Annotated in this window: 24 protein-coding genes and 1 riboswitch; of the genes, 4 read left to right on the forward strand and 20 right to left on the reverse strand. The window is 53.9% G+C overall.

Features of this window, described 5'->3' with window-relative positions; translation table 11 throughout:
* Positions 1 to 129: 129 nt before the first annotated feature.
* Positions 130 to 927: a hypothetical protein gene (locus E1757_RS31380; RefSeq protein ID WP_133235761.1), complete on the forward strand. Its 798-nt coding sequence runs from the start codon at positions 130 to 132 to the stop codon at positions 925 to 927.
* 119 nt (positions 928 to 1046) lie between these two features.
* On the opposite strand, the gene E1757_RS31385 is transcribed toward E1757_RS31380, so the two are convergent.
* The 4 genes from E1757_RS31385 to E1757_RS31400 form a co-directional block, all read right to left on the reverse strand.
* The gene (locus tag E1757_RS31385; RefSeq protein ID WP_133235763.1) at positions 1047 to 1358 is read right to left on the reverse strand and encodes a hypothetical protein; all 312 of its coding nucleotides are present in this window, start codon (positions 1356 to 1358) and stop codon (positions 1047 to 1049) included.
* A gap of 200 nt (positions 1359 to 1558) precedes the next feature.
* On the reverse strand, positions 1559 to 2377 hold the full coding sequence (locus tag E1757_RS31390) for an ABC transporter ATP-binding protein (protein WP_133235823.1): 819 nt from the start codon (positions 2375 to 2377) through the stop codon (positions 1559 to 1561).
* 3 nt (positions 2378 to 2380) lie between these two features.
* Entirely contained in the window at positions 2381 to 3184 is an 804-nt protein-coding gene (locus E1757_RS31395; RefSeq protein ID WP_133235765.1) for an ABC transporter permease, read from the reverse strand.
* A 53-nt stretch (positions 3185 to 3237) separates the two neighbouring features.
* The gene (locus E1757_RS31400) at positions 3238 to 4272 is read right to left on the reverse strand and encodes an ABC transporter substrate-binding protein (protein ID WP_133235767.1); all 1035 of its coding nucleotides are present in this window, start codon (positions 4270 to 4272) and stop codon (positions 3238 to 3240) included.
* Between the two features lie 211 nt (positions 4273 to 4483).
* Positions 4484 to 4586, reverse strand: a riboswitch (guanidine-I (ykkC/yxkD leader).
* A gap of 178 nt (positions 4587 to 4764) precedes the next feature.
* Between E1757_RS31400 and E1757_RS37010 the strand changes: the two genes are divergently transcribed.
* Positions 4765 to 5376: a TetR/AcrR family transcriptional regulator gene (locus E1757_RS37010; protein ID WP_133235769.1), complete on the forward strand. Its 612-nt coding sequence runs from the start codon at positions 4765 to 4767 to the stop codon at positions 5374 to 5376.
* Here the strand turns inward: E1757_RS37010 and E1757_RS31410 are convergent.
* From E1757_RS31410 to E1757_RS31440, 7 genes are all read right to left on the reverse strand, one after another.
* Positions 5354 to 6004 (reverse strand): response regulator, encoded by a 651-nt coding sequence (locus E1757_RS31410; RefSeq protein WP_133235771.1) that lies wholly within the window; start codon positions 6002 to 6004, stop codon positions 5354 to 5356. The two genes, E1757_RS37010 and E1757_RS31410, sit on opposite strands and share 23 nt — an antisense overlap.
* Positions 5982 to 7061, reverse strand: a complete 1080-nt coding sequence (locus tag E1757_RS31415; protein ID WP_133235773.1) for a HAMP domain-containing sensor histidine kinase — start codon at positions 7059 to 7061, stop codon at positions 5982 to 5984. The genes E1757_RS31410 and E1757_RS31415 overlap by 23 nt, the downstream gene beginning before the upstream one ends.
* 224 nt (positions 7062 to 7285) lie before the next feature.
* Positions 7286 to 7984 carry a cell wall-active antibiotics response protein LiaF gene (gene liaF / locus E1757_RS31420; protein WP_133235775.1) on the reverse strand — a complete coding sequence of 233 codons (699 nt, stop codon included), beginning with the start codon at positions 7982 to 7984 and terminating at the stop codon, positions 7286 to 7288.
* Positions 7985 to 8155: 171 nt separating this feature from the next.
* Positions 8156 to 8869 carry a PspA/IM30 family protein gene (locus tag E1757_RS31425; protein ID WP_133235777.1) on the reverse strand — a complete coding sequence of 238 codons (714 nt, stop codon included), beginning with the start codon at positions 8867 to 8869 and terminating at the stop codon, positions 8156 to 8158.
* Between the two features lie 2 nt (positions 8870 to 8871).
* On the reverse strand, positions 8872 to 9387 hold the full coding sequence (locus tag E1757_RS31430) for a PspC domain-containing protein (RefSeq protein WP_133235779.1): 516 nt from the start codon (positions 9385 to 9387) through the stop codon (positions 8872 to 8874).
* Positions 9384 to 10079, reverse strand: coding sequence for a PspA/IM30 family protein (locus E1757_RS31435; protein ID WP_133235781.1), 696 nt, complete (start codon positions 10077 to 10079; stop codon positions 9384 to 9386). The genes E1757_RS31430 and E1757_RS31435 overlap by 4 nt, the downstream gene beginning before the upstream one ends.
* A gap of 39 nt (positions 10080 to 10118) precedes the next feature.
* Positions 10119 to 10418 (reverse strand): LiaF transmembrane domain-containing protein, encoded by a 300-nt coding sequence (locus tag E1757_RS31440; protein ID WP_133235783.1) that lies wholly within the window; start codon positions 10416 to 10418, stop codon positions 10119 to 10121.
* A 508-nt stretch (positions 10419 to 10926) separates the two neighbouring features.
* On the opposite strand from E1757_RS31440, the gene E1757_RS31445 reads away from it, so the two are divergent.
* Positions 10927 to 11451, forward strand: a complete 525-nt coding sequence (locus E1757_RS31445; RefSeq protein WP_133235785.1) for a hypothetical protein — start codon at positions 10927 to 10929, stop codon at positions 11449 to 11451.
* Between the two features lie 76 nt (positions 11452 to 11527).
* Here E1757_RS31445 and E1757_RS31450 read toward each other — a convergent pair whose 3' ends face one another.
* The 3 genes from E1757_RS31450 to E1757_RS31460 form a co-directional block, all read right to left on the reverse strand.
* Positions 11528 to 12748 carry a GNAT family N-acetyltransferase gene (locus E1757_RS31450; protein ID WP_133235787.1) on the reverse strand — a complete coding sequence of 407 codons (1221 nt, stop codon included), beginning with the start codon at positions 12746 to 12748 and terminating at the stop codon, positions 11528 to 11530.
* Positions 12749 to 12768: 20 nt separating this feature from the next.
* Positions 12769 to 14337, reverse strand: a complete 1569-nt coding sequence (locus E1757_RS31455; protein WP_133235789.1) for a sigma-70 family RNA polymerase sigma factor — start codon at positions 14335 to 14337, stop codon at positions 12769 to 12771.
* 305 nt (positions 14338 to 14642) lie between these two features.
* The gene (locus E1757_RS31460) at positions 14643 to 15389 is read right to left on the reverse strand and encodes an HAD family hydrolase (RefSeq protein WP_133235791.1); all 747 of its coding nucleotides are present in this window, start codon (positions 15387 to 15389) and stop codon (positions 14643 to 14645) included.
* Between the two features lie 770 nt (positions 15390 to 16159).
* Here E1757_RS31460 and E1757_RS31465 point away from each other — a divergent pair.
* Positions 16160 to 16249, forward strand: coding sequence for a YjcZ family sporulation protein (locus E1757_RS31465; protein WP_133235793.1), 90 nt, complete (start codon positions 16160 to 16162; stop codon positions 16247 to 16249).
* Positions 16250 to 16317: 68 nt separating this feature from the next.
* Here the strand turns inward: E1757_RS31465 and E1757_RS31470 are convergent, their stop codons facing one another.
* The 6 genes from E1757_RS31470 to E1757_RS31495 all read right to left on the reverse strand — a co-directional run bounded on the left by E1757_RS31470 (position 16318) and on the right by E1757_RS31495 (position 22559).
* A complete protein-coding gene (locus E1757_RS31470; RefSeq protein WP_133235795.1) occupies positions 16318 to 17565 on the reverse strand; it encodes a molybdopterin molybdotransferase MoeA in 1248 nt (415 codons plus the stop codon).
* Positions 17566 to 17673: 108 nt separating this feature from the next.
* Positions 17674 to 18321 (reverse strand): molybdenum cofactor guanylyltransferase, encoded by a 648-nt coding sequence (gene mobA, locus E1757_RS31475; protein ID WP_133235797.1) that lies wholly within the window; start codon positions 18319 to 18321, stop codon positions 17674 to 17676.
* 231 nt (positions 18322 to 18552) lie between these two features.
* Positions 18553 to 19194, reverse strand: a complete 642-nt coding sequence (locus tag E1757_RS31480) for an MOSC domain-containing protein (RefSeq protein WP_425464874.1) — start codon at positions 19192 to 19194, stop codon at positions 18553 to 18555.
* Positions 19195 to 19517: 323 nt separating this feature from the next.
* Positions 19518 to 20831 carry a molybdopterin-dependent oxidoreductase gene (locus E1757_RS31485; RefSeq protein WP_133235801.1) on the reverse strand — a complete coding sequence of 438 codons (1314 nt, stop codon included), beginning with the start codon at positions 20829 to 20831 and terminating at the stop codon, positions 19518 to 19520.
* Positions 20832 to 21061: 230 nt separating this feature from the next.
* Complete coding sequence (locus tag E1757_RS31490; protein ID WP_133235803.1) at positions 21062 to 21865, reverse strand: pyruvate, water dikinase regulatory protein; 804 nt, start codon at positions 21863 to 21865, stop codon at positions 21062 to 21064.
* Between the two features lie 67 nt (positions 21866 to 21932).
* A complete protein-coding gene (locus E1757_RS31495) occupies positions 21933 to 22559 on the reverse strand; it encodes a helix-turn-helix transcriptional regulator (protein WP_133235805.1) in 627 nt (208 codons plus the stop codon).
* Between the last annotated feature and the right edge of the window lie 121 nt (positions 22560 to 22680).

Raw genomic sequence — 22680 nt, forward strand, 5'->3', positions numbered from 1 at the left:
TCCCCTTTAAACGAGTTAAATAGTCATCATACAGGAATTATTTGATTGTTGTCAAGAAGCGGCTTACGGCATGGGCCGATTTATTGTATAATTAAGGAAATAAATGCTCAGGAATGCGAGGTGCAGCCCGTGAAGACGCATGTGACGCAGGTATCCCGCACATACAGGACTCAAGCGCTTTGGTACGCGTATGCGGAGGAACAAGCCTCGAAGCAGACTGCTTCGAAACAGACGAGCCGGCCTCAGGGGCCCCGGGACCGCGGATCGGACGGTACGGCGGCAAGCTTCGGCCGGGACGGCTTCGACGAGCATGCCGCAGGCCTGGCTCGCAGCATGACGGCTGTGCTGGGCGCGGCGAGGCGGCTGCAGCAGGCCGCGGACAAGCGGCCGGACGACGCTTCGGCCGACGAAGCGAAGCCGGCGGCGGAGCCCGCCGGCGCCGACCTGACCGGCGCAGCCGCAAGCCCTGCCGGTGCGGCTGCCGGAGGGCGGCTCCTGGATCGGATGCAGGAGCTGGTCGACGGCTACAACGCTCTGCATTCCGCGATCCGCGATTCAACGCCGCCGTTCAAGAACGGCACCGGCGACGCCGTCACAGGCGGGCTCGCGCAGTTTCCGCTGCAGGAGCTCGGCGTCCGGCCGCAGCCGGACGGCTCCTGGCGGCTCGACCGCGAAGCGCTGGAAGCGCAGGCCGCCGCCAATTACGGGCGACCGCAGCCAAGCCTCCGCGGACCGGACGGCTTGGCCGCCGCTATATCGGATGCGGCCGGGAAGCTGCTCGCCATGCCACCGAGTCAGCTGCTGGAGCCGCAGCAGAGCCTGTTCCGCTCCTATGCCAATTATCGGACCGAAACCCGGGTCGGCAGTCCGATTCGTACTTACTTGCCCCTGCCGCTAACCGGAATCCTGTTTGACCGCGGCTTTTAACCAATGAGCCCGTTAATGACGCTGACGATAACAGGAAGACGCCAAAAGACCTCCGTTCCACCTTGGCGGTGTTGCGGAGGCTCTTTACTTCTTATCGTTCTATATCCGGAGGCCCGCTCCTATTCGCCGGAATGATCGAAACGGCCTCTATACACAGTCGGGATTATCTTTCGCAGCTCAAGCGCTTTGTGCAGCGCCAGCCGCTTTACCTTAGCCTTCTGCGCCGCGTGAGCCATTTCGTACCATTCCTCCTGCTTATATAAAGCCAGCAGCGCTTGCTCGGCCGCCTGCCTGGCCTGCTGGCCATCGTTCAGCAAATAATAGGCGATCTGATAGCAATAGTCCTCATACCGGCGGAGGAGCTTCACCTTTTCATTTGGCGTTAACGGAGCAATCTCCGTGCGTGCAACCGCCTCTGAGCTTGCGGCCATTGCCGCCACCTCCTTCTTTTTTCAGCTCCATGCGTTCGCAGCCTGCGAGCTTTATATTCTCTACTTATATAGACGATACAAACGTTCATTTTCTTGCACTTTTTCAAAAAAAAAATAACGCCGTTCCCGAAAAATCGGAAACAGCGTCATTTTTTAACGGATATCACGAACGAAATCCAGGCGCATCATCGAAACGATTACTATTCCTCCTCCGGCGCAGCCCCGATATGCGATACAATTTCCCGTTTCAGCTGCAGGAACGCTTCGGAATCCCGGCAGCCTGCGTCGCTCCGCAAGCCCGGCGGTACATGCACCGTCTGCTTGATCCGTCCGGGATGCGCCTGCATCACATAGACGCGCTGCGACAAAAAGATCGCCTCCTCAATATCGTGAGTTATGAACACAACCGTCGTTTTCTCCTTCTCCCACAGATTGAGCAGCATTTCCTGCATCGAATTTTTCGTCTGCGGGTCGAGCGCCCCGAACGGCTCATCCATGAGCAGCACCTCGGGATTATTCGCCAAAGCTCTCGCAATCGCCACGCGCTGCTTCATGCCGCCGGACAGCTCTTTCGGATACGACTTCGCGAATTTCGTCAGCTGCACCAGCTCCATGAAATGATCGGCGATCTGCCGCTTCTCCAACAGCGGAACGCCCTTCAGCGTCAAACCGAATTCGATATTTTGCCGTACCGTCAGCCATGGAAACAACGTGTACGATTGAAACACCATGCCCCTGTCGGCGCCCGGCCCGTCGATCGCCTGGCCCGAAATGTACAGCTCCCCCGAGCTCGCCTCCTCCAAACCGGCCAAAATCCGCAGCAGCGACGACTTCCCGCAGCCCGACGGCCCAACGAAGCTGACAAACTCCTGTTCGCGAATATCGAACGATACCGGATCAAGCGCGGTGAACGCTCCCTTTTTTCCGCCGTATACTTTTGTGATCGCTTTGGCTTCAATTTTGACAGGACCGGCGGCTGGCGCAACCGGCCGGCCTGTCTGCGGCAATGTGCTTAACATCATTCAAGCCCTCCCTTCCAACCAAGGAAAAAAGCGTTTGTGGCAAAACGCGAATATCCGGTCCGTAACCAATCCGAGCAGTCCGATGACGATAATGCCGACAAATATCATATCCGTATTCAAAAAGCGCTGTGCCTTCATGATTGAAAACCCGAGTCCGCTGTTCGCCGCCACCAGCTCGGCTACGACCAGATACGTCCATGCCCAGCCGATAATGAGGCGCAGCGTGTTCATCAAATCGGGCAGCAGGGCGGGAATAAGCACCTTTTCGATCACCTGCCACCGTTTCGCACCCATCGTATAGGAAACTTGCAGCAGGTCGTTCGACACGGTGCGCGTATTATCCGCCACCATCAAAATGAGCTGAAAAAAGCAGCCTACGAATATAACCATAATTTTCGCGCCTTCGCCGATCCCCGCCCATACCATGATGAGCGGTACGAACGCCGTCGCCGGCATGTAACGGATAAACTCGGTCGGCGGCACGACAATGGATTCCGCGATACGGAACGTTCCGGCCAATATGCCGAGCGGCACTCCGAGCAGACAGGCCAACAGAAAGCCCATGCCGACGCGATATACGCTGATCCCGATATGGTGCCAAAAATCGGCGTTGCCGAGCTGTGTCAGCAGCTGTACGACAACCTGGTCGGGCGTCGGCAAAAATGTGCGTTCCACAACTCCCCCATAGCTAAACAAGCTCCAGAGCAGCAGCAGCGCTATGAATATGCCGGCGACGCCGGACATGTACGACGACTTATCCAGCTCGCCGCGTATTTGAAACAGACGCTTCCTCCGCTTTTTCATTCATGTTCCTCCCCATCGTTTTGCTTGGGCAACGACGGAACCGTCCGCCCGTTCTACGGCTTGCGCTGCTTGGCGACCTCCTCGATAAAGCTGCCGTCGATGACGGAATCGAGCTTCGGCACGGACGAAAGCATATTCAGCCCTTTCAAAAATTCGCCGGTTTTTTGTCCGGTGTAATACAGCGATGTAAAGTCTTCGCCTTTCTTGAACGCCTTTTGGTTGTCCTCGACAGAAAATATTTTTACGCTGTCCACGCCTTTTTTGTACTCATCAAGCGGGGTTTCCGCCGCTTTTGCCATAATGCTCAACGATTCGTCAGGGTTCTTTTTCCAATAATCCAGCGCGTCAAACCATGCATTCATTATTTTCTTCACATCGTCGGGGCGGTCTTTCGTGAATTGTTCTTTGAACACTAATAAATCCGGTATAAGTCCTGGAGTATCCTTGGAGGAAAACAGCAGCTTGCCCTTGCCTTCCTCTATCGACTTGCTGAGAAAAGGCTCCCACAATACGGCAGCGTCCAAATTCCCGGCGATAAATGCCGGTCCGGCATCGTTGACGGTCATGTTGACATAGTTGACATCCTGCTCTTTCATGCCCGATTTGTTCAAGGCCGTCAGCATCAGCAGGTGGTCCACCGTGCCGAGTTCGGTTGCGACTTTCTTGCCCTTCAAATCTTGCAGCGATTGGATACCCGGCTTCACGACGATCCCGTCGCCGCCGTTGGAGTTGTCGTTCACCAGCACGGCTTTGAGCGGTATGCTCTTGCTCGCGGGTGCGAGCGTATCGCTCAGCGTCTGGCTGTTGGCGTCGACCTTGCCTGTTGCAAGAGCGGCCAGCGAATCGCTGTATACCGGGAACCAGACGAGCTCGACGTTGACGCCGTTTTTCTCGAAGAAGCCTTTCTCCTTGACCAGGTACCAGACAAACCAGCCCGGCCACGGGCTTAGAGCCAGCTTGACCGGCGCCGCGCCCCCGGCTTTTCCGGAGCCGGCACTGCCTCCGACCGTCTGCGGCTTGCTGCAGCCGCTTAACAAAACTGTACCGACAAGCATTAAACAAATCATCCCCAGCATGAATTTTCTCATATGGACATCCTCCCGTAATTTCGAGTAGCAACAAATCCCCCAAAAGTGAAGTAAAGCTCTGAAGCAATTTCCGCTAACCCGTGTTCACCGGGTTTCGTCAAGAGCGCAAACAACTCTTGACCTTACTTTTGGGGGAGCCCCCGGTTTTCCAAATATGCTGTGCTTAATTTCTAAACTCCTAAAAAAAAGCCCGGAAGGATATCATCGATATCTCTCCCGGGCTTTTCTCCCTCCGTGTGCACGAAACCATTCGTGTGTCTTCTCTCGGACCAGTCCAGCTGCAGGACAGCTGCGGAACCCTAGAAAACATGTGTTATGCTGTTACCAGTATCATACACACGGTATTTTATTATGTCAAGTAACTTTACATTAAATATCCATCTTAATTGTTTCTTAATCATTTTAATGTTGAAAATCGTGTTATTAATGTTATTATATATAACATAAACTAACGTTTGTTATGTATATATAAAAAGAAAGGAGATATCTCCCATGACAGCGTCATCTATTAAAAAGGCAGCTTTGCAGCATTTTGCACGTCATGGCTATGAAGGCACTCCTTTATCGGACATCGCCAAGGAGGTCGGCATCAAAACCCCGTCCCTTTACGCTCATTTCCGCAGCAAAGAGGAGCTGTTCATGAAGCTGTTCGAGGATGTGCTTCAGGAGCATTCTTACCGGACCCGACAACTGATTCATACGCTGCAGGGCAGCACGGTCGAGCAGATGCTGTTTCGGATCTTGCAGGATAATTGTGACAATTACATGCTGAGCGAGGAAAAGATGACGTTCCTGAAACGGGTGATGCTGTTTCCGCCCGCTTTCCTGCAGGAGCGGATGCACCGTCAGTTTCTTGAGGCGGAGCGTGCGCTGATCGATTCGCTGCAGGCGATTTTTACGGCAGGCATTCATGAGGGAATCATCAAGGAAGAGCCCGTCGAGGATTTGGTGGCTTCGTATTTATGCCTGATGGACGGCTGTTTTCTGCAGCTGTACTATTACGGGAAAGAGCCGTTCTACAACCGGCTGAACAGCATCTGGCGGATATATTGGGACGGCATTACCACCGCCGCGGCCGCCGTTACTCGACCAGGCCGTTCTTAAATGCATAGATTGCGGCTTGCGTACGATCCTCTACGCCCAGCTTGGCTAAAATATTGGTGACGTGAAATTTGACGGTTTTAATGCCGATAAACAGCTCGTCGGCCACATCCTGATTCGATTTGCCGGAAGCGATCAGGCGCAATACCTCCATCTCGCGCTCGGTCAACTCCTCATGCGCCGGGGCGGCAAGCTTCGGCTGACGGAACCGGTTCATAATTTTCGAAGCCACCTGCGATTCGAGGATCGACTGCCCTTTGACCGCCGCGCGTATGGCCTGCGCGATTTCGGCGGCGCGGGACGTTTTCAGCAAATAGCTGAACGCGCCGGCCTCAATGACCGGGTACATTTTCTCGTCATCCAAAAAGCTGGTCAGCACAATCACCTTGCAATCGGGGTGCAGCTGCAGCAGCCTCCGGGTCGTTTCGATTCCGTCCATACCCTCCATCACAAGATCCATCAGCACAACTTGCGGCCGGTATTCCTGCGCAAGCCGGATTCCTTCGGCCCCGTTGCTCGCTTCGCCTACCACCTCAATATCTTCCTCCGTGCTCAATACGGCTGCCAGTCCGATCCGCACCATCTCATGATCGTCGACCAGCAGCACTTTAATCGCCGTCTCGTTCTCCAATTTCGTCTCCTCCCTTCGTCATAATGGGTACTCGTATATCAATCCGGGTCCCTTTACCCGGTGCTGTAATTAAATTCAACGAACCGCCAATCTCATTGACCCGTTCCTTCATCGTCACGATACCGTAGGAAGCGTGCTTCCTCTCATCGAGATCGAAACCTATACCGTCGTCACGGATAATGAGCCGGATCGCGTCCACTGAAGGCTGATTCAGCCGGACCTCGAGCCGCGTCGCTTTGGAATGGCGGAGCGCATTGGACATCGCCTCCTGCACGATCCGGAACAAATGATCCTCGATCCCCTTGGGCAGCTGAATATGATCGGCCAGCTCCCACGTAATCTCCATCGGCACCTTCGCGGTAAGCTCTTGAAGCAGCTCGACCAAACCTTCGGACAACCGCTTGCCCTCCAGATGGACAGGCCTTAGATGCAGCAGCAGCGCCCGCATCTCCGACTGCGCCACGGACGCCATCTCCTCGATAAGATGGATTTGGCGCTGCGCCCGTTCAAAGTCTTTGTCGAGCGTCCGCCCGACGGCGGTAGCGGTCATCGAAATCGCAAACAGCTGCTGGCTGACGGCATCGTGCAGCTCTCTGGCCAGCCTTTGACGCTCCTCGACGATTGCGGAATATTTGGCTTTTTGCGCCAGCTGAGCATTGTTGCTGGACAGCCGCTGCAGCGAGGTGACCTGCTCTTCCCACTTTTTCGTAATGCCGTTCAACTGGTCGCCCAGCCGTCCGATTTCATCTTCGCCGAGCGGCGGCACGGTACGGGTCAGGTTGCCCTTCTCCAGCAGCAGCATCGCTTCGCGCAGCTGCTCAAGCCGCCGCCTTATTTTGCTGCTGTACCAAAGTCCGTATGCCGCCCCGATGACAGCCACTATAACAATCAGAGTCAGACTGAGCTGAACGCCTTGCTGCCAGGTGGACAGCTCTATCATATACCCGTTGGAATGTAAAAAGTACACGATAACGCCAAACAAAACAAGGCTGAGTCCTATCGACTCACCCATGCTTCTCCAAATCATATTGGTCAGACGCTTCTCGTGCCTCTCCATACGTAGTCGTACCTCCCGCTGTTCCGATGCCTGCATGCTTGAATGCCGGCCTAATATACGGCGAGTCCATGCCGCCGCGCAGCCGGATCATTATTCCGACTGCACCGACAGCTATTTCTTGAACCGAACCCGTTCTGACAATTGCATTCCAAAAAAGTCGGGCGTTAATGAACTGTTGCGTCTCTCCGCTTCTTGTTCACCGGACTTTTATTTGTTGAGTATAGTTATACCACTTTGATGTCAATATCCCCGATGATGTATGAAATCATAATTTTCACCTGATTATCCGCCGTTTCGTAATTTTCCGACTGCCATACCGTCTTGTTTAAAATACCGGACTCCTTATTCGGTCCAACGTCGGATTCGCCCGCCAACACGGTGGATACGACAGACAAGCCGATATCTTCAGGAACGATGATGTCCACATCGGCGATAACGCCCTGCAGAACGAGCGTTATTTCCTTCTGCTCCAAAATCGCATAGGTCAAATCCATATGCAGCTCCCCGATCACGTTCCAGATGGACGTGCTGCGAAGCACCCATGGTTCTCTGCCCCATTTAATGCTTTCAATCAAGCTTTTTTTCACATAGCTTTCGCTGCCTTGCAGCTGCTTGGACCGTATATAGAAAAATCCCAATGAAATCAGAATAACGGCAATGAGCAGCGACAGGTTGCCGCCGATCAGAATGACCGCTCCGATGCCGATCAGGATGTACCCTTTGCGCGGAGAAGCTGAACGGATTTTATTGATTCCGACTATAATCAGCACAAGGGACAGCACGGTAAAAAAGCCCCAATGATTATTCACAAGCAGAAGAATGCCGACTCCTATCAAAATAAGGGCCACATTCCGGTTGTGATTGCGATTGTAATCGCGTTTGCGGAAGTAATCGCGCTTGCGGTCCCAATGGAAATTTTTCATCTGTGCTGCCTCCTTTCTTATGCGGATTCTTAGCGGTTATCGTTAACTAGACGGAAAAGCCATAGCGGCCGAGAAAACTGCCCTATGGCTTTTTGCCTTACCTAGCATATCACAAATTGTATGTTCCTCAAAGTGGATTTTTGCTCGATTTTGCCGAATCTTTCGGCTTTGTCAGGACCCAGCTTGCTCCGCGTTCATTTTTTCCTTTAACAGCTGAAGCTGGTCGTCCACCTTCTGCTTTTTCTCTGCATCGACTGCCCCATAGCCTGTCGTTGCCGCATAGGCCGAACCCGGGGAATACGCTCCGGCAACATAAGGCTTGCTGGCGATTTCAGCTTCAACTTCGAGCGTCAATATTTTCTCTTCCATCCGGCGGAAGCCTTTGGCCGCATTGCCGCCCTCGATCACATTGCTGGCCGTTACTTCGGCCATTTGGCGTTTCGCCTTTGCCAGTTGGGTGCGGGAGATCAGCTCGCTGCGCTTGTTGCGCATTTGGTAGAAGGCATCCTTCATTTCATGCAGCTGCTGAACCAATTCTCCGGCCTGCGCTTTCGACTGTTCGTGCGCTTCGGTATATTCGGAAATTTTGCCTTCGTAGTACAGCTTTTGCTCCAGCGCTTGACGCGCCGCGGCTTCCTGACCGTTTTTCAACGCTTCCTTGGCCTGTTCCTCGCGCTGTGCCGTCAAACGCACCGCTTCATCCAGACGCTCCTTCAGCTTGCGCTCATTGGCGATTTGACGGGCAACCGTAACTTCCGCCTGTGCGATTTCTTCCTCCATATCCCGCAAATACTGATTCAGCATAACGATCGGATCTTCTACTTTATCCAATACCTCGTGAATGGAAGCTTTCGTCATATCTTTAATTCTGGAAAATACGCCCATGATTACACATCTCCTTTATTTTGTTGGTTTTTTTCATAGCTGGCTACTTTTGCGCGAAGCTCTTCGATCTCTCTCCACATCGCTTTTTTCTCGATATCTTTCATTTTATCGTCAAAGTCGCTGCCGGCTTGTCCTTGCCCGTGCGGACCTTCATAGGAATTATATTGGGCGTCGTATTCGCGGCGGTCGCCGTGCTCGAATTTATGTGAGCCGCAGCGGCGTTTTCTGCCCCAATGCTGGCCCCATTGCTGCCATCCCACCTCGCTTCCTTGCCAAGCGCCTTGTCCCGGTCCCTCATTATAGCCGTAGCCCTGACCGTAAGGACCGTAAGGAATCGGCTCCTTCGGTATGACGATGGCGGCCAGGAAATAGAGCGGAATCATCACGCCTCCGGTAAAAAATGTCGTAATCACCAGCAGTAAACGAATCCATGTGGAATCGATGCCGAGCGCCTGGGATAATCCTCCGCACAGGCCGGTTATCATACGGTCAGTGCGTGAACGGTATAGTTTGCTCATGATCGCATCCAGCCCTCCTGTTGCAGTTTCGACTTCAGTTTCTCCAACTCATGATCGACCAGCTGCGATGCCGCAGATGCCGCATTTCCCGCCGCGATAATCGCATCCCGTCCATGGGAACGAATTTCGCGCAGTGTCCGCGCCGAAAGCTCCATGTCGGATACCCGCTCCTCGAGCCTATCGAACATCCGCGGCGAATGGCCGAAGCCTCCGCCCATGCCGCGCAGCCGCTCGTTCATCCGCTGCTGCAGCCGCACGCTTTCCAGCCTTGCGATGTAGTAGCTGCGCTTGGACGCGACTTCATCGAAGTCGGCCTTCAGCTGCTGCAGCTGCTGCTCCAGCTCGACGATACCGAGCTTGCTCTGCTCGTACAGCGCTTTGTACTGCGCGCTGCGCTCTTCCTGCTGCAGCTTCTCCTGCAGCGCAATCCGCGCCATTTCGTCTTCGCCGGCCTTCAAGGCGACGAGCGCTTGCTGCTCCCGGCGCTCCTTCAGTTGTGTGGCCGAGACGTACGTTTGGCGGAGCGTGGCCGCATGCGACAAGCATTGCTGCAAGAGCCGCTCGGACTCGCGAATTTGTTCCGACTGCTCGCTTAAGTACTTGTCAATCAAGCGAACCGGGTCTTCCGACTGCTCCAGCATTTCGTTGAAGTTAGCTACCGTAATATCTCTTAATCGTTTACCTATACTCATGCTCTAACCACCTTTTCTCCAAATTTCCCCAAGCTTCACTTAATAAACGGACGGTTTCTTTTTCAGAAGCGAAATTCCGTAGATGATCAGACCGATTGCAAAGGCAATCGCGATCAGGCCGGACAATTTAGCCAATAGTATCAAGCCGCCGATTGCAAGCAATACGAATCCGATTAAGGATTTGCCGTTTTTCACTCCTAACCAGCCGAGGCCGATCATCGCAACCGGGAATAAATAACTCATCAAATGCCCGGTATGAAAACCGAATTTGTTAAACAAAATCAATGCCCCGAACAAGATGAGCAGAAGCGCCAAGCCGCTGTGCCGATTCATTCTCATTTATGTATTCACCGCCTTTCGTTGTTTGTCGTTTGCTTATGTCTTTATTCTAGGGTTTTGGGGCATTTTCCAAAACGGACCTGCGGCGGTTTTTGTTCCTAGACCAAAGTCGGGGGTAAGGTCAGACTTTAGGCTGCGCTCCGGCCCTTCCATAGCCGCATACAGGTCGGCGAATGTGCATGATCCGGCATGCGAAACGTCATACTACTATTAAAAGCACCGTGAATGGAATATCTGCTGCGCTTACGGGCCATACGTTGAATGGAACCGCTCCAGAACTAAATATCGGAGACAACGGCGAGGCTGATGCATTTTAGTGAACTCGTTCAGCTTTGCTGAACATCGGGGAATCAGATGGGGACTCTACCCACCTGATTCAAGGCCCACCTTAGAGGTGGGGGTCTTAACCCGATAAAGTCGTACTCGGATAAACTCCGGCCCTGCTTCTTCTCGAAACCGGACTTGCAAAACTAATGGCCTATCTTACTGTAAAAAGGAGCCCTCCCTTATGAAATATTCGCGCCCATTCCGCTTCAATCATAATCATCTTTCATATTCCGGCCGTTTCCGGACAAAAGCTTTGGCGTCCGTCATATGGTTCGGCTTGCTGTTTCTCCCCTTAACCTGTGCCAGCGGGGTTTCATCGGCAGAGCCGGCGGCCGCCGCGGCAGAGCCTGTTGAAGTATTCGACGTAGGGAAAGAGGAAGTCGTCGCCACCTTCCCCAATTCGCAGGAACTAAGGGAGCAGGCCGACCGATGGCTGCAAGCCGTGCAAAGGCTGTCCGGCAGAGCCGATATGGAGGCGGAGCAAGGTATCGTCATTCATATTCCGTTAAACCCTCCGCTGCTCGTGAAGCACAGCTGGCTGTCAATCCAGGCAGCCGATCTGTACCTGTTTATCGATCCCCGGACAAAAGAAAACCCTCATATGCTCGTATTCAGCAATGAGGGCAAGCCTTATGTATTTGACGGTCCGGCCAATCCGGAACCATTTCTGCAGCAGTATCATCTGCTCGAGCTGCTCAAACGATAGCCTCGTCGTCCTTAGGGGACGAGCGCGGTTTGTCGAAAGGCGCGAAGCAAAGCATAAATATTTGCTTTCTCTACAACTAAAAAAAGTCGGGCAAATAAGTTTGACGCTGCGGAATAAGTGCACCGAGGCAGCTTGCCGCCGCTTCATCGCCATACAGCCGTTCAATTTCCCGCATAAAGGCGGGGCGCTGGTACCCCATAAATATGGCCGTTAGCGTCGATATATCGCAAGCCAAACTATGTACCTGGCCATCCGGGTTTGCTGCTGCAGCCGGAGCATCGTTCGGCAGCTCTTCGAAGTGTACGGCCGTATGACCGCGACCGTCGACTTCAACCGTAAACAAGCCGTTGTTCCAGCTTGCATGAGCGTCGGTTATGCTCAGCTTCAGCGTGCAGCCGCTCCCCGCATTGGCTGCGGCAAACGGAAACTGCTCCAAAAACCGCTTCACGTCCACGATGCGCGCCATAAAGTAAGGAACGATCTCCTGCTTGATCCGCGGGTTATCGAGCACAAACGGCAGCTTATCGTCGGTCGGCACGCTTACCGTCACTTTATCGATCATCGAATCGTGATCGGCAATAAACTTCCACAAGCCCTTCGTCGTCTCCCAATCTAACGAGACAAGCTCATGAATTTGACAGACACGCTCATTCACCCGGTAATGCACATAGCCGGACGGCTTGCCGACGGCATCAAAATATACGGCCGCGGCCCCTTTTTTATTTGCGAAAATTTTCCATTTCCACCAATCCTCATCCCGATCCAACGTGCCGTTATAACGCGAAGCGTAAGCGCTGTAAATCGAATGAAGCAGCCCGATATCAGAGCCGACTCGCTTGACATGGCCGGGCTGGGAAGGCAGCTTGGGCAGCAACGCTGTCGGTATTTCATATTTTTTAGTATCCGTATATGTTTCCCAGCCAAATCGGCGGTAAAATGCGAATTGAAACGGATGCAGGTAGGACACCGTTTGCCCTTGCTCTCTCATTACCTGCAGCGCGTTGTGCAGCAGCCGGGCGACCAGCCCGCCGCGCCGGTATTCGGGCCATGTGGCAACGGATGCAACCCCGCCCAGCGCCAAACGTTTACCGTACAGCCACGTATGCAAATCAAGAACCGTTAGCCGCGCCGCCAGCTTGCCGTCCACGTAGGCGCCCCAATTTTCCTCTTCCTTGAACTGCGCCAGCTTCTCCTCCCGCTTGTCAGGAGGCAGCTCATATTGAAAAGCGAATTCGGATAACGCCAAACTGTCGGCGAACTGCTCTTTCGGGATGCGGCGTATGTCAACTTTGTTCATGTTTTCCCTCCACTTCAAAGTTAATCTTTCAGGCTGGCCGACATAATGACCGGCCCTCTCGGCTTCTCGCCCTTTGCGTCGGGCTCGATGGTGATGGATAACGAATCGAATTCCTTCGGCTCAAACGTGAAATACGATGCGCCCCGTCCATTTTGCGAAAAAAAGGTTCCCGCATTCGTCGGCGCATTGTTCTTGATCAGCCACACCTGAAAAGCTTCCTCCTGCTTAATGATCGGCATGTCCTCAACCTGTACAAGCAGATGCATTCCCTTGCTGTCGACGCCTATCGTCGCCTGGCCTTTGGAGGCGATCGTATCCAGCATCGGTGTCAGGCTGGCCGTCCGGCTCACCTTCAACGCCTCCGCCGGCCTATGTAGCGATAGCAGCTCGGCTGCCGCTTTGTCCAAATCCGCGCCCATTTTCAGCTGCGCATTGTTTGAAGCGGCCAGCTCCGTTTGCAGTTGGTTGGCCAACTGCTTCGACTGGTAGCCGTACCAGCCCGCCGCCGCTCCGGCAATCAGCAGCGCCGCGCTTGCCAGCCGCCAGTAGACCGCTTGGCGTCCCGCCCGCTCCTTGCGGACCGCGCGCCGGCTGAGCTCGGCCGCATCCGCGGCTGGTTTTCCTTGCGCTTCGGCGGCAAATGCGGCCAGATCGCGCGATGACACGTATCGGCTTGTCCGGCCGGTGGCTTGGCCCGCCCTTCTGCCTCCCGACGGAAGCGCCTCCGATGCTGCTCCGGCCCGCCCGGCAGCCGCTTCTCCCAGTACTGCCGACAGCAGCCGGCTGCGTATCCCCGCAGGCAGCGGAACCGCATCCGAGGCCGCAGGCAGAAGCTCGACCATGCGCTGCAGCTCCTTCAGCTGATTACGGCATAATGCGCATTGGGTCAAGTGATACGCAAAGGCCACCTTTTCATGCTCCTCCAATCCGTCCAGAGCATACAGCTCGACCCGTTCGCACATCGTATCCGATTGTCCGCTGCTTATGGCCGAAACGCCTCCGGCCAGATCGGACAAATGCTGGCGAAGCTGCTTCACCGCTATACGCCCCCGGCTTTTCACCGTTTTCAGCGGGATGGAATGCCGATCCGCTATTTCCTGGGGCGTGTACCCCTGGAAATATATCCACTCCACAATTTGCCTCTGTTCCCGGCTCAATCTTTCCAGAGCCGAATTGACCCGCTCACCGATCCATTCCCTTTCCGACGTCGCTGCCGTTTCAAGCGCCCCATCCGTCAACTGCAACGGGAGAGACTGCCTGGACTCCTGACCTGAATCGGCGACATGGCGAGACGCACGAGTTCTCCGTATACGCAGCACATCGACCGCCAGCTTGCGTGCCAGCGCAAAAATCCGCTTGGCCGGCTCACCCTCCTGACCGTCAAACCCATCCGCCGCATTCCATAGCTGACCGAACATTTGCTGTAAAATTTCTTCGGCTTTCGCCGCATCGCGGACGATCCGGTATATAAAAACATAAACCGGCTTTTCGTAACGGTCGTATAGTTTTTTAAAAGCTTCTTCATTACGAACGGCGATTTGCGCGATCAGCTCCTGATCTTGATAGTGACCGGATAAAGCTTCACTCATGGGGGATCTCCTTTCTCTAGCGGTTCGTCTGTGCGCGTTATGCTTCTATTTTCGCTGCATAACCGATGTAAAGCTCGTCCGAACTGTTATGAGAACGCTCCGCTCCGGGAGCGAATCTCCCGGTGTTCTCTCTGGTGCCATTGTACCCCAGTTTAATGAAAAATTCCATGCTCCGTAAGTCGTTAAACCGGGCGACTTCTTCCATGTGCCGCGCTGCCGTGTATAATATCCGCAATCGAGTCCGATTAAAAAAGCAGGACGCGGCTCCTGCTCTACCTGCTTGCGTATCGAAAATCGTTTTCCGTTCAATCCGGACAAGCAGCTTGATGCCCCTGACCCAACCGGTGCTTCATCAAAAGCTCCCTAAATTCAATCAAATCTGCAATCTGAATAAGCTCACCGTAGCATTTATTATGGTGTTCTCTATTGATCAAGACGGATGCAGCCCCGGCGTTTTGGGCCGCCTGAATATCCTTTTCTTCATCTCCGACAAAAACAATTCGGTCCATTTCAACCCCGAAGCGTTCTGAGATCATTTCGATCCCTTTTTTATTCGGTTTTCGAAACCCGCAGTCAACCGAAGATAAAAAATAGTCGATATGATGCTTGAACGATTGAATATCCTGAATGATAAGCTCCGTTGGCATTCCGGTCGGCACATCCGTTAAAATTCCGATTCGATATCCATTCCTTTTGAGATCATCGATTACTTCTACGGTTTCGGGATAGACGATCACGCTGCGTTGAAAAAACTGAAAAAAAGCCCGAATTGCAGCGTCTAAGCTAATATCTTGAAATTTCCATCCTTTAAAAACATCGGAGAATATATGGGCAGGCGTGTACTCCACTTCTCTCGGGTATAAACGCGTATTGTATAATTTCAAGGTTTCTATCGCTGCGTTTAATTGTTCCGAGGATACATTCAAATCTAGTGCAGCGGAAACATGCTGAAACGCTTGTTCATAATAATCCCCCCAGTAATAAGAAAATCCTTCGTAATTGATTAACGTCCCTCCCAGATCAAAAATAACGGCTTCGATTTTATTCAACACCGCTTGTACCCTCCCTTAATAATAAGCTTACCGGCTGCGCCTGGTTCGCACTCTGCCGTTTCGAACAATGGACAGCTTCCTGAAGCTGTTTTCTTCAGCGACTTATACCCGCTTCTCGCACTCCCTATGACTCTTTGGCTCTTTGGCTCTTTGGCTCTTTGGCTCTTTTGCTCTTTTGCTCTTTTGCTCTTTTGCTCTTTTGCTCTTTTGCTCTTTGGCTCTTTTTCTTTTCGCTCTTTAGCTCTTTAGCACTTTAGCTCTGCTCCTGTTTCCTTTTCGATGCCGAGGCTGAGCCCCTAAGCCTCGCATCTACCTCCCCCCCTCTTAAAGGGGGGAGCGGCCGACTGCGTCCCAATTGATCATGGAAGCACGAAGGGGGCAGTAAGTTTCGCAGAAACGAAGTGGTCGCCTTTGTCCATTTGTTGCTACCTTGCCTTCATTCCAATGAGGGCAACAAATGGACAACAGCGATCGGAGAAACTTAACTGCAGCCCGCAGTGCGCCATTTGATCAATCTCCCAGTCCATAATCACCTAATCACCACAGCCTCCCTAATCTCCCCGGTCCCCAATCACCTAATCTCCCTAGTCCTCCAATCACCTAATCTCCTCAGTCTCACTAATCTCCCTAATCTCTCCAATCACCTTAATCATCCGTCCGCCACACACAGCCCCCGCTTTTAAGTATTCCCCCGATAGGGGCTATAGTCCAATCAGCATATACCCCCCGGGCATATAGTATACTAAGCCTTCTGAAAGGGGGATTTCGAAATGAGTGGTCTTGGCGGATTTCACACAACCACAGCTGTGATCCTGGTATTGTTTATCTTGTTAGTTATCGTTTCCTGCGCATTTATATAAATGCCAACTTCACAAAAACCCCCGGTCAAGCGCAGTTAAACTTGACTGAGGGTTTTTCCCATTATCGGCTATGCGGACGGCTCCTTCAGCAAAATAACCCGGACCGAGTCCCCGTCAGAAGCGCCTCTGCCTCCGGCGGGAATGCAGATCAGGCACTCCGCATCTTTAATCGATACCATAATGCTCGATTTATCCTTTCCCGCCGGTTGAACGAACACCGACCCGTCGCGGTAGGTCATCGTGCCTCTTACATAACGGGGATAGGCGGAGCCTTTCGAATAGTCCGTCTCCAGAAAGCACTGAATTTCCCGATGAACCGCCGTCGTATATCCTAGCAGAGCCCTCAAATAAGGACGGACGAACAGCTCAAACCCGACAAAGCTGGCCCCCGGATTGCCCGACAGGGCAAACAGCGGCTTGTCCCGCCAAATCCCGGCGGACGTCGGGCTGCCGGGACGCATCGCCACTTTGTTAAACAGCAGCGTGCCGTCCCATCGCTCGAATAAATCAACGAGCACGTCCTTATCGCCGACGGACACACCGCCGGAAGTTACAATTACGTCCGCATGCTGCATTGCGGCGAGCAGCGCCGCTTCCACAACATCGGGTTCATCCGGCAAAACCGGCATAATCAGCGGGATCCCGCCCGCTTCCTGCACCTGACAGGCCAGCATGTAGCTGTTGCTGTTGCGGATTTTCCCCGCCTCCAGCGGCTGCCCGACCTCCAACAGCTCGGTGCCGGTGGAAAATATGCCGACCCGCGGCTTCCGGTAGACGCGAACCGTTTTATAACCGAAAGTGGCGAGCAGTGCAGCCTCTCCCGGTCCGATCGTTCGGCCCGGCTGCAGCAGCGGGTCATTGTACCGCATCTCATGGCCGACCGGGGATATATTTTCGTCCGGTGCCATCCGTTTGCGGATATTGACCTTATCGCCGGACGGTTCGGTCATTTCCAGCATAATGACCGCATCGGCGCCGTCCGGCACAATCGCGCCGGTCATGATACGCGCGGCTTGCCCCCGTTTTACGGCATGCACGGGAACGGCGCCGCACGGAATCGTTTCGGTCACCTGCAGGGCGACCGGCTGCCCGGGCGATGCCGCTTCGCTATCCGCGGCATGGACGGCGTAGCCGTCAACGCCGGAACGGCGAAAATGCGGAACCGGATGGCTTGCCGCCACCGGCTCCGCCAATCGCCGTCCGAAGCTCTCCTCGAGCGCAATCTCCTCCGTATTCAGAGGACGCGCATAGGATAGAATGGTCTGCTGCGCTTCCTCCACTTGAACCAGCTTGCGCTGAAATCTGTATTCCGACACGATTGATAGCTCCTCCATCCTGTAACACATGTTCCGCAGCGCCGGGCTTGCATCCGCGCAGACGCCTTTCCACCCGCCTCCCTTCGGAGGCAAAGCGTCGGCCGTTATCTATGGATTGCCGCGTTGCCGCAGCCGTTCCAAGTCTTCCGGCGTGTTTACGTTTTCGGCAAATACCGGCGCAACACCCCGCTCCGTAAACGTCGATTCCCCAACCGCCGCATAATCCAATCGGTCAAGCAAGTCCATCATCCGGTGACGGGATGCGGCCAGAAGCTCGCCGATGATTCGGCCGCACCGCCGATGGTAGACGGCATGCAGCGGCTGCGTTTTTCCATAAAGCAGCGGAACCGCCGCATCGCCGCTACCGTCCGCCTCATGACGGCGCCGCAAATTCAACAAGGTCTCGGCGGCAGCGGCCGATAAGCACGGCATATCGCATGCGACAACCCACAGCTCGTCATAGCTCGCCGCCGCTATTGCCGCCTGCAGCCCGGCCAACGGGCCTTTCCCCGGCTGCAGGTCGGGAATGACCCGAACGTTCGCCGACGTCATCGGCAGCTCATTGAACAAAGACGCCTCATTAGCGGCGATAATAATTTCACTGCAGACCAGGCTCATCTCCGTCAGCTGCCGATCAATAAACCGCTCGCCGTTCAGATCGAGCAGCGCTTTCGGCCGCCCGCCCATTCTCCGGTTGCCGCCCCCGGCCAAAATGACGCCGGTTATCGGTTGCACCCGGTTGCTTTCCGCTGCCATGCCGCTTCATCCCGCTTTCCTTGACCGGCACGAAGCCATTGGCGTACGCGACGGCCGCAATGTTGTTCAGCCTTTTTCGGGAGAACCCGCTTCATCTATATATATGCAAGCCCCGAGCTTTATCCGATTACGACTTTATCGGGTTAAGACCCCCACCTCTAAGGTGGGCCTTGAATCAGGTGGGGTAGAGTCCCCATCGGATTCCCCGATGTTCAGCATAGCTGAACGAGTTCACTGGAGCCGCTTCTCGAACGATTGCCTCCAGCTTTCCGACAACGCTTCGACGGCAAGAAGCGCCTGAATGCCGGCCTTGTCGGTTTTATCAACATATTTTAACCGGTTCGCTTCGGCCACAGTAACCGACAACGGATCGCATTCCACTCTGATCAGCGAATCGCCCGCCCCCACCCTGCCTTCCTTCAGTACCCTTAAATAATAACCCGTAAATCCCGTACGCTGCACCTGCTCCGGCAGCTCCGGCGCTTGCAGCTTCCAACCCAGCTTATAACATGGCTGCCGGGGCTGGCTGATCTGCACAACCGCTTCACCGATCTCAAAAATATCGCCGATATGCACAATCGACTCCTGCAGCCCGGATACTGTGAAATTTTCGCCGAACGTCCCGAAAGGCAGCTTGCGCTGAAGCTGCTCCTCCCAGAACGAATAGTGATCCGCACTGTAGACGCAGACCGCTTTATCCTCTCCGCCATGATTGATCGTATCTCCTTGACCGTCGCCTTCCAGCTGAACGGCCGACAGCATGATCCGGCCCTGCACAGGTTCCTTGAAAATTCCCGTTTCCATTGGTTTTCCCTTGTAATTCGCTTGCACCGGCTTGCCGATATTCAATGAGAGCAGCTGCATCAACGTCATCCTTTCAACGTATTAATMTCGKATGCCGGCTCGGCAGTCCTCTAATTAACATATTTTTCCAACATTACCTTTTAAGAGCAGTGGGGCTTTTTTTGCTCTTCAAAGGTACTAATTTTCGTACAAAAGTGACGTGAAGCCCCGAAGCCAATTCCGCTAACCCGTACCCACCGGGTTTCGTCAAGAGTGCAAGCAACTCTTGACCTTACTTTTGGGGGAGCCCCCGATTATCCACAGAAATTTGCTGCGCATAATTTCCTAAACAAAATAAAAGCCGAACCGCAGGCCCGGCTTTCTGTTATTATAAGGAAATTCATCCCTGCTGTCTACGACAGCCGCTTTCCCGGAACCCATGCGTCGTTATCGTAGCCCCGAACCTCCCAGTAGCCCATATGTTCTTTGTCGATAAGTTCAATGGCCTGGAGCCATTTGACCGATTTATAAGCGTACATCTTCGGGACGATCAGCCGGACAGGTCCCCCCAGCTGCGACGGAATCGGCTTGCCGTCCATCAGCACGGCTACCATCACATCGTCCATCCGCGCCTGTTCCAGCGACAGGCAATCGGTGTACACTTTATCGCCGGAATACATTTTGGCAAACCGTGCCGTGCTTTTCACCCCTGTCATGGCGAGCAGCTCGGACAGCGGAATTCCTTCCCAGGTCAGACTATATACCGACCAGCCGGTAACACAGTGAAAGTCGCTGACCTGCACTTTGCGCTTCAGCTTCAGCAGCTCCTCCCAGCTCCATGAAATCGGTTTGTCGACCATCCCCGAAACGACGAACTGCCAATTGTCGCTTGAAAACGTCGGCAGCTCCGTAACCGTATAAATCCGGAATTCGCCCTTGCCTCCGCCGCCGATAGGCGGATTCGACTGTGCAAGCGCCTCGGGCGCCGGAACCATCTTGTTGCCGTCCGTCCCCGTCAGCTGCGCCAGCTCGTCTCCGCCCGTGTCCGAGACGGATTTCATCCAGCGGTAAAATGCGGGCCCAACCCCCAGCACAAGCACCAGCCCGGCTGCCAGCCGCAAAAAGCTGGCCCGCGAGATCGGCGCCTTTTTCAAATAATCGACGAAAGCTTGCGGACTCATCTTCCCTTCGCCCGCCGCATCCGACGCCGCGCTCCGTTTTACTGTCTCCGTGGATGCGAACGCGGCCGACGCCCTTTTTTCCTGCTGACGCATCGCCTTCAACCACCGGCTGCGTGAAATCGAATGATACGCCGCATAAGGAATCCCGATCCAGGTGAACAAGTCGTGCAGCAGCAGCGAGATATTGCTCCAAACCGGCGGCAAGCTTCTAAACTGCCATAATAGAAGTCCCGTCAAGCTCCATCCGGCCAGCAGCGCCAAAACGACGACCAAGTTCCACCGCTGGTTCAGTCTGCCGCGAATTTGTTTCCAGTGCTTCGGTATAAGCGGCACATACATTGCAATGACCGCAATCGATACGAAGCCGAGCACGATATGCGCCTGCTTCATGACAACGCGAAGCGCCCCCAAATCACCGCGAATCGACGGGATATACAAAATGATCCCGGTTACCGCCAGAAGCACCACAATCCATGCGTTCCATGCATGCAGCTTTGACAGCTTTTTGCCATACGGTTCCTTCAGCCATCCTCTCCACGATTCCATAATTCACACCGCCTTTTTCCTCATCGTTTTCCTTCCGGCGCATCAGCTATGCTCTTAATTAAGTATACGTAAAAATTGGCTCCAACGGTTGTATCCCGCTTCGTTTTTCATAAAAAAAAATAGCATGAGTGCATTCCCGTATCAGGAGCAATCATGCTTGTCACATCAAAAACCGGTTGTTCGCCGATTCAGTCGAAATCGTTCGCAGCCGCCGCGGGCGACGCATGCCTTTATAAATATCCCATAATAATGCCGGCTGTTTCTTCAATGGCTTTATACGTCACATTAATAATCGGACAGCCGAGCTGATTCATCAGCTGTCGTGCATAGTCCTGCTCCTCGACGATCCGTTCCATCGTTGCGTACTTGGCCCCGAACGGCAGACCAACCGCCTTCAACCGTTCCGTTCGGATCTTCAGCAATTTTTCCGGGTCCATCGTCAACCCGACAATGCTGGAGCCCGGCAGCATAAACAGCTCCTTGGGCGGCTTTACCTCGGGCACGAGCGGCAAATTCGTCACCTTAAAACCTTTATGAGCCAAAAAAATACTCAGCGGCGTCTTCGATGTCCGCGATACGCCGATCAGCACGATATCGGCCTTCAGCAGCGCGCTCGTATCCCGGCCGTCATCGCACTTGACCGCAAATTCAATCGCTTCGACCCGCTTGAAATAGTCGTCGTCCATCTCGTGCTGCAGCCCCGGCTTTCGTTTCGGCGAATCGTTGAACGTATCGATGAACGCCTGCATCATTGGCCCCATGATATCGACCGCCCGTACGCCCAAACGGATGGCTTCCTCCCGCATCATTTCGCGCAGCTCCGGCTGGACGAGCGTATATGCGACAAACCCTCCCCGCTTGGCGGCCGATTCCATAATCGCCCGAATTTCATCCTCATGCTTGATGTGCCCGATGCGTTTCGTCTTTACTTGATGGGCGTCGAATTGCCGGATGGTTGCCTTGACTACCGCCTCAGCCGTTTCCCCCACGGAATCCGAGCAAATAATGATTTCATAATGTCGATCGTCTTTCATCCGGCTTTACCCCTTCATCCAAGGTTAAAATAGTTCGCTGCCTGTTTCCTGCCGACTCCTGCGGGTCTTACGGCTCCGTCGCCAGCTCGAGCAAGATTTGCGTCATAATCGTTTTGCTGACACGTCCTGTAACTTCCCAACGGCTGCGGCTTTGGCCCGTCTCGCTTTGCGACCGGACAACCACGGGCAAACTGTCTACCTGGTGGTGAATCATTTTACGGGCGGCATCGACGATCAAATCCTCCGGCTCCACATGAATCACATTGGGCTCCCGCGTCATCACCATGCTGACAGGCATCGACGCCGCTGCGGTATTGCCGAGCGTAAACTTCAGTAAATCTTTGCGGGATATGACGCCTGACAAGCAGCCCCCTTCATCCACGACAACGAGACTGCCCACATCCTCCATAAACAAGGAAACGACCGCATCGTGCACCGACGACGTTTCCTTCACAATGACCGGCATCGATTGGACCTCTTTTACTTTGAGCGTCTTCAGCTTCCGCGATGCCTGATTGCCCGAAGCTATTTCCGCCCCCGGCGTATACCCGACTTTCGGCTTCGCGTCAACATAACCGAGCATCACCAGCAGTGCAAGGTCGGAGCGCAGCGTCGGCCTGCTTAATCCCAGCATTTCGGCGATCTGCTCCCCGGTTATCGGGGCATGCTGCTTGACCAGTTCCACAATATGCAATTGACGAGTTGTCAGTTCGATAGCCGAAACCCCCTATCCAGTTCAAGACTTCCACATTTCTTTTATTGTAGCAAAAAAAGCATTTCATTTGTAAAAATATATGACTGTATTTTATTAATAG

It is taken from the genome of Paenibacillus piri (assembly GCF_004354045.1).
Classification (GTDB): Bacteria; Bacillota; Bacilli; order Paenibacillales; family NBRC-103111; genus Paenibacillus_S; species Paenibacillus_S piri.

Excerpts from the sequence above, each read along its gene's own strand:
- E1757_RS31385 (WP_133235763.1), bottom strand. The coding sequence starts at position 1,358 with ATGGCCGCAAGCTCAGAGGCGGTTGCACGCACGGAGATTGCTCCGTTA.
- E1757_RS31390 (WP_133235823.1), bottom strand. The coding sequence starts at position 2,377 with ATGTTAAGCACATTGCCGCAGACAGGCCGGCCGGTTGCGCCAGCCGCC.
- E1757_RS31395 (WP_133235765.1), bottom strand. The coding sequence starts at position 3,184 with ATGAAAAAGCGGAGGAAGCGTCTGTTTCAAATACGCGGCGAGCTGGAT.
- E1757_RS31400 (WP_133235767.1), bottom strand. The coding sequence starts at position 4,272 with ATGAGAAAATTCATGCTGGGGATGATTTGTTTAATGCTTGTCGGTACA.
- E1757_RS37010 (WP_133235769.1), top strand. The coding sequence starts at position 4,765 with ATGACAGCGTCATCTATTAAAAAGGCAGCTTTGCAGCATTTTGCACGT.
- E1757_RS31415 (WP_133235773.1), bottom strand. The coding sequence starts at position 7,061 with ATGGAGAGGCACGAGAAGCGTCTGACCAATATGATTTGGAGAAGCATG.
- liaF (WP_133235775.1), bottom strand. The coding sequence starts at position 7,984 with ATGAAAAATTTCCATTGGGACCGCAAGCGCGATTACTTCCGCAAACGC.
- E1757_RS31425 (WP_133235777.1), bottom strand. The coding sequence starts at position 8,869 with ATGGGCGTATTTTCCAGAATTAAAGATATGACGAAAGCTTCCATTCAC.
- E1757_RS31430 (WP_133235779.1), bottom strand. The coding sequence starts at position 9,387 with ATGAGCAAACTATACCGTTCACGCACTGACCGTATGATAACCGGCCTG.
- E1757_RS31435 (WP_133235781.1), bottom strand. The coding sequence starts at position 10,079 with ATGAGTATAGGTAAACGATTAAGAGATATTACGGTAGCTAACTTCAAC.
- E1757_RS31440 (WP_133235783.1), bottom strand. The coding sequence starts at position 10,418 with ATGAGAATGAATCGGCACAGCGGCTTGGCGCTTCTGCTCATCTTGTTC.
- E1757_RS31445 (WP_133235785.1), top strand. The coding sequence starts at position 10,927 with ATGAAATATTCGCGCCCATTCCGCTTCAATCATAATCATCTTTCATAT.
- E1757_RS31450 (WP_133235787.1), bottom strand. The coding sequence starts at position 12,748 with ATGAACAAAGTTGACATACGCCGCATCCCGAAAGAGCAGTTCGCCGAC.
- E1757_RS31455 (WP_133235789.1), bottom strand. The coding sequence starts at position 14,337 with ATGAGTGAAGCTTTATCCGGTCACTATCAAGATCAGGAGCTGATCGCG.
- E1757_RS31465 (WP_133235793.1), top strand. The coding sequence starts at position 16,160 with ATGAGTGGTCTTGGCGGATTTCACACAACCACAGCTGTGATCCTGGTA.
- mobA (WP_133235797.1), bottom strand. The coding sequence starts at position 18,321 with ATGGCAGCGGAAAGCAACCGGGTGCAACCGATAACCGGCGTCATTTTG.
- E1757_RS31480 (WP_425464874.1), bottom strand. The coding sequence starts at position 19,194 with ATGACGTTGATGCAGCTGCTCTCATTGAATATCGGCAAGCCGGTGCAA.
- E1757_RS31485 (WP_133235801.1), bottom strand. The coding sequence starts at position 20,831 with ATGGAATCGTGGAGAGGATGGCTGAAGGAACCGTATGGCAAAAAGCTG.
- E1757_RS31490 (WP_133235803.1), bottom strand. The coding sequence starts at position 21,865 with ATGAAAGACGATCGACATTATGAAATCATTATTTGCTCGGATTCCGTG.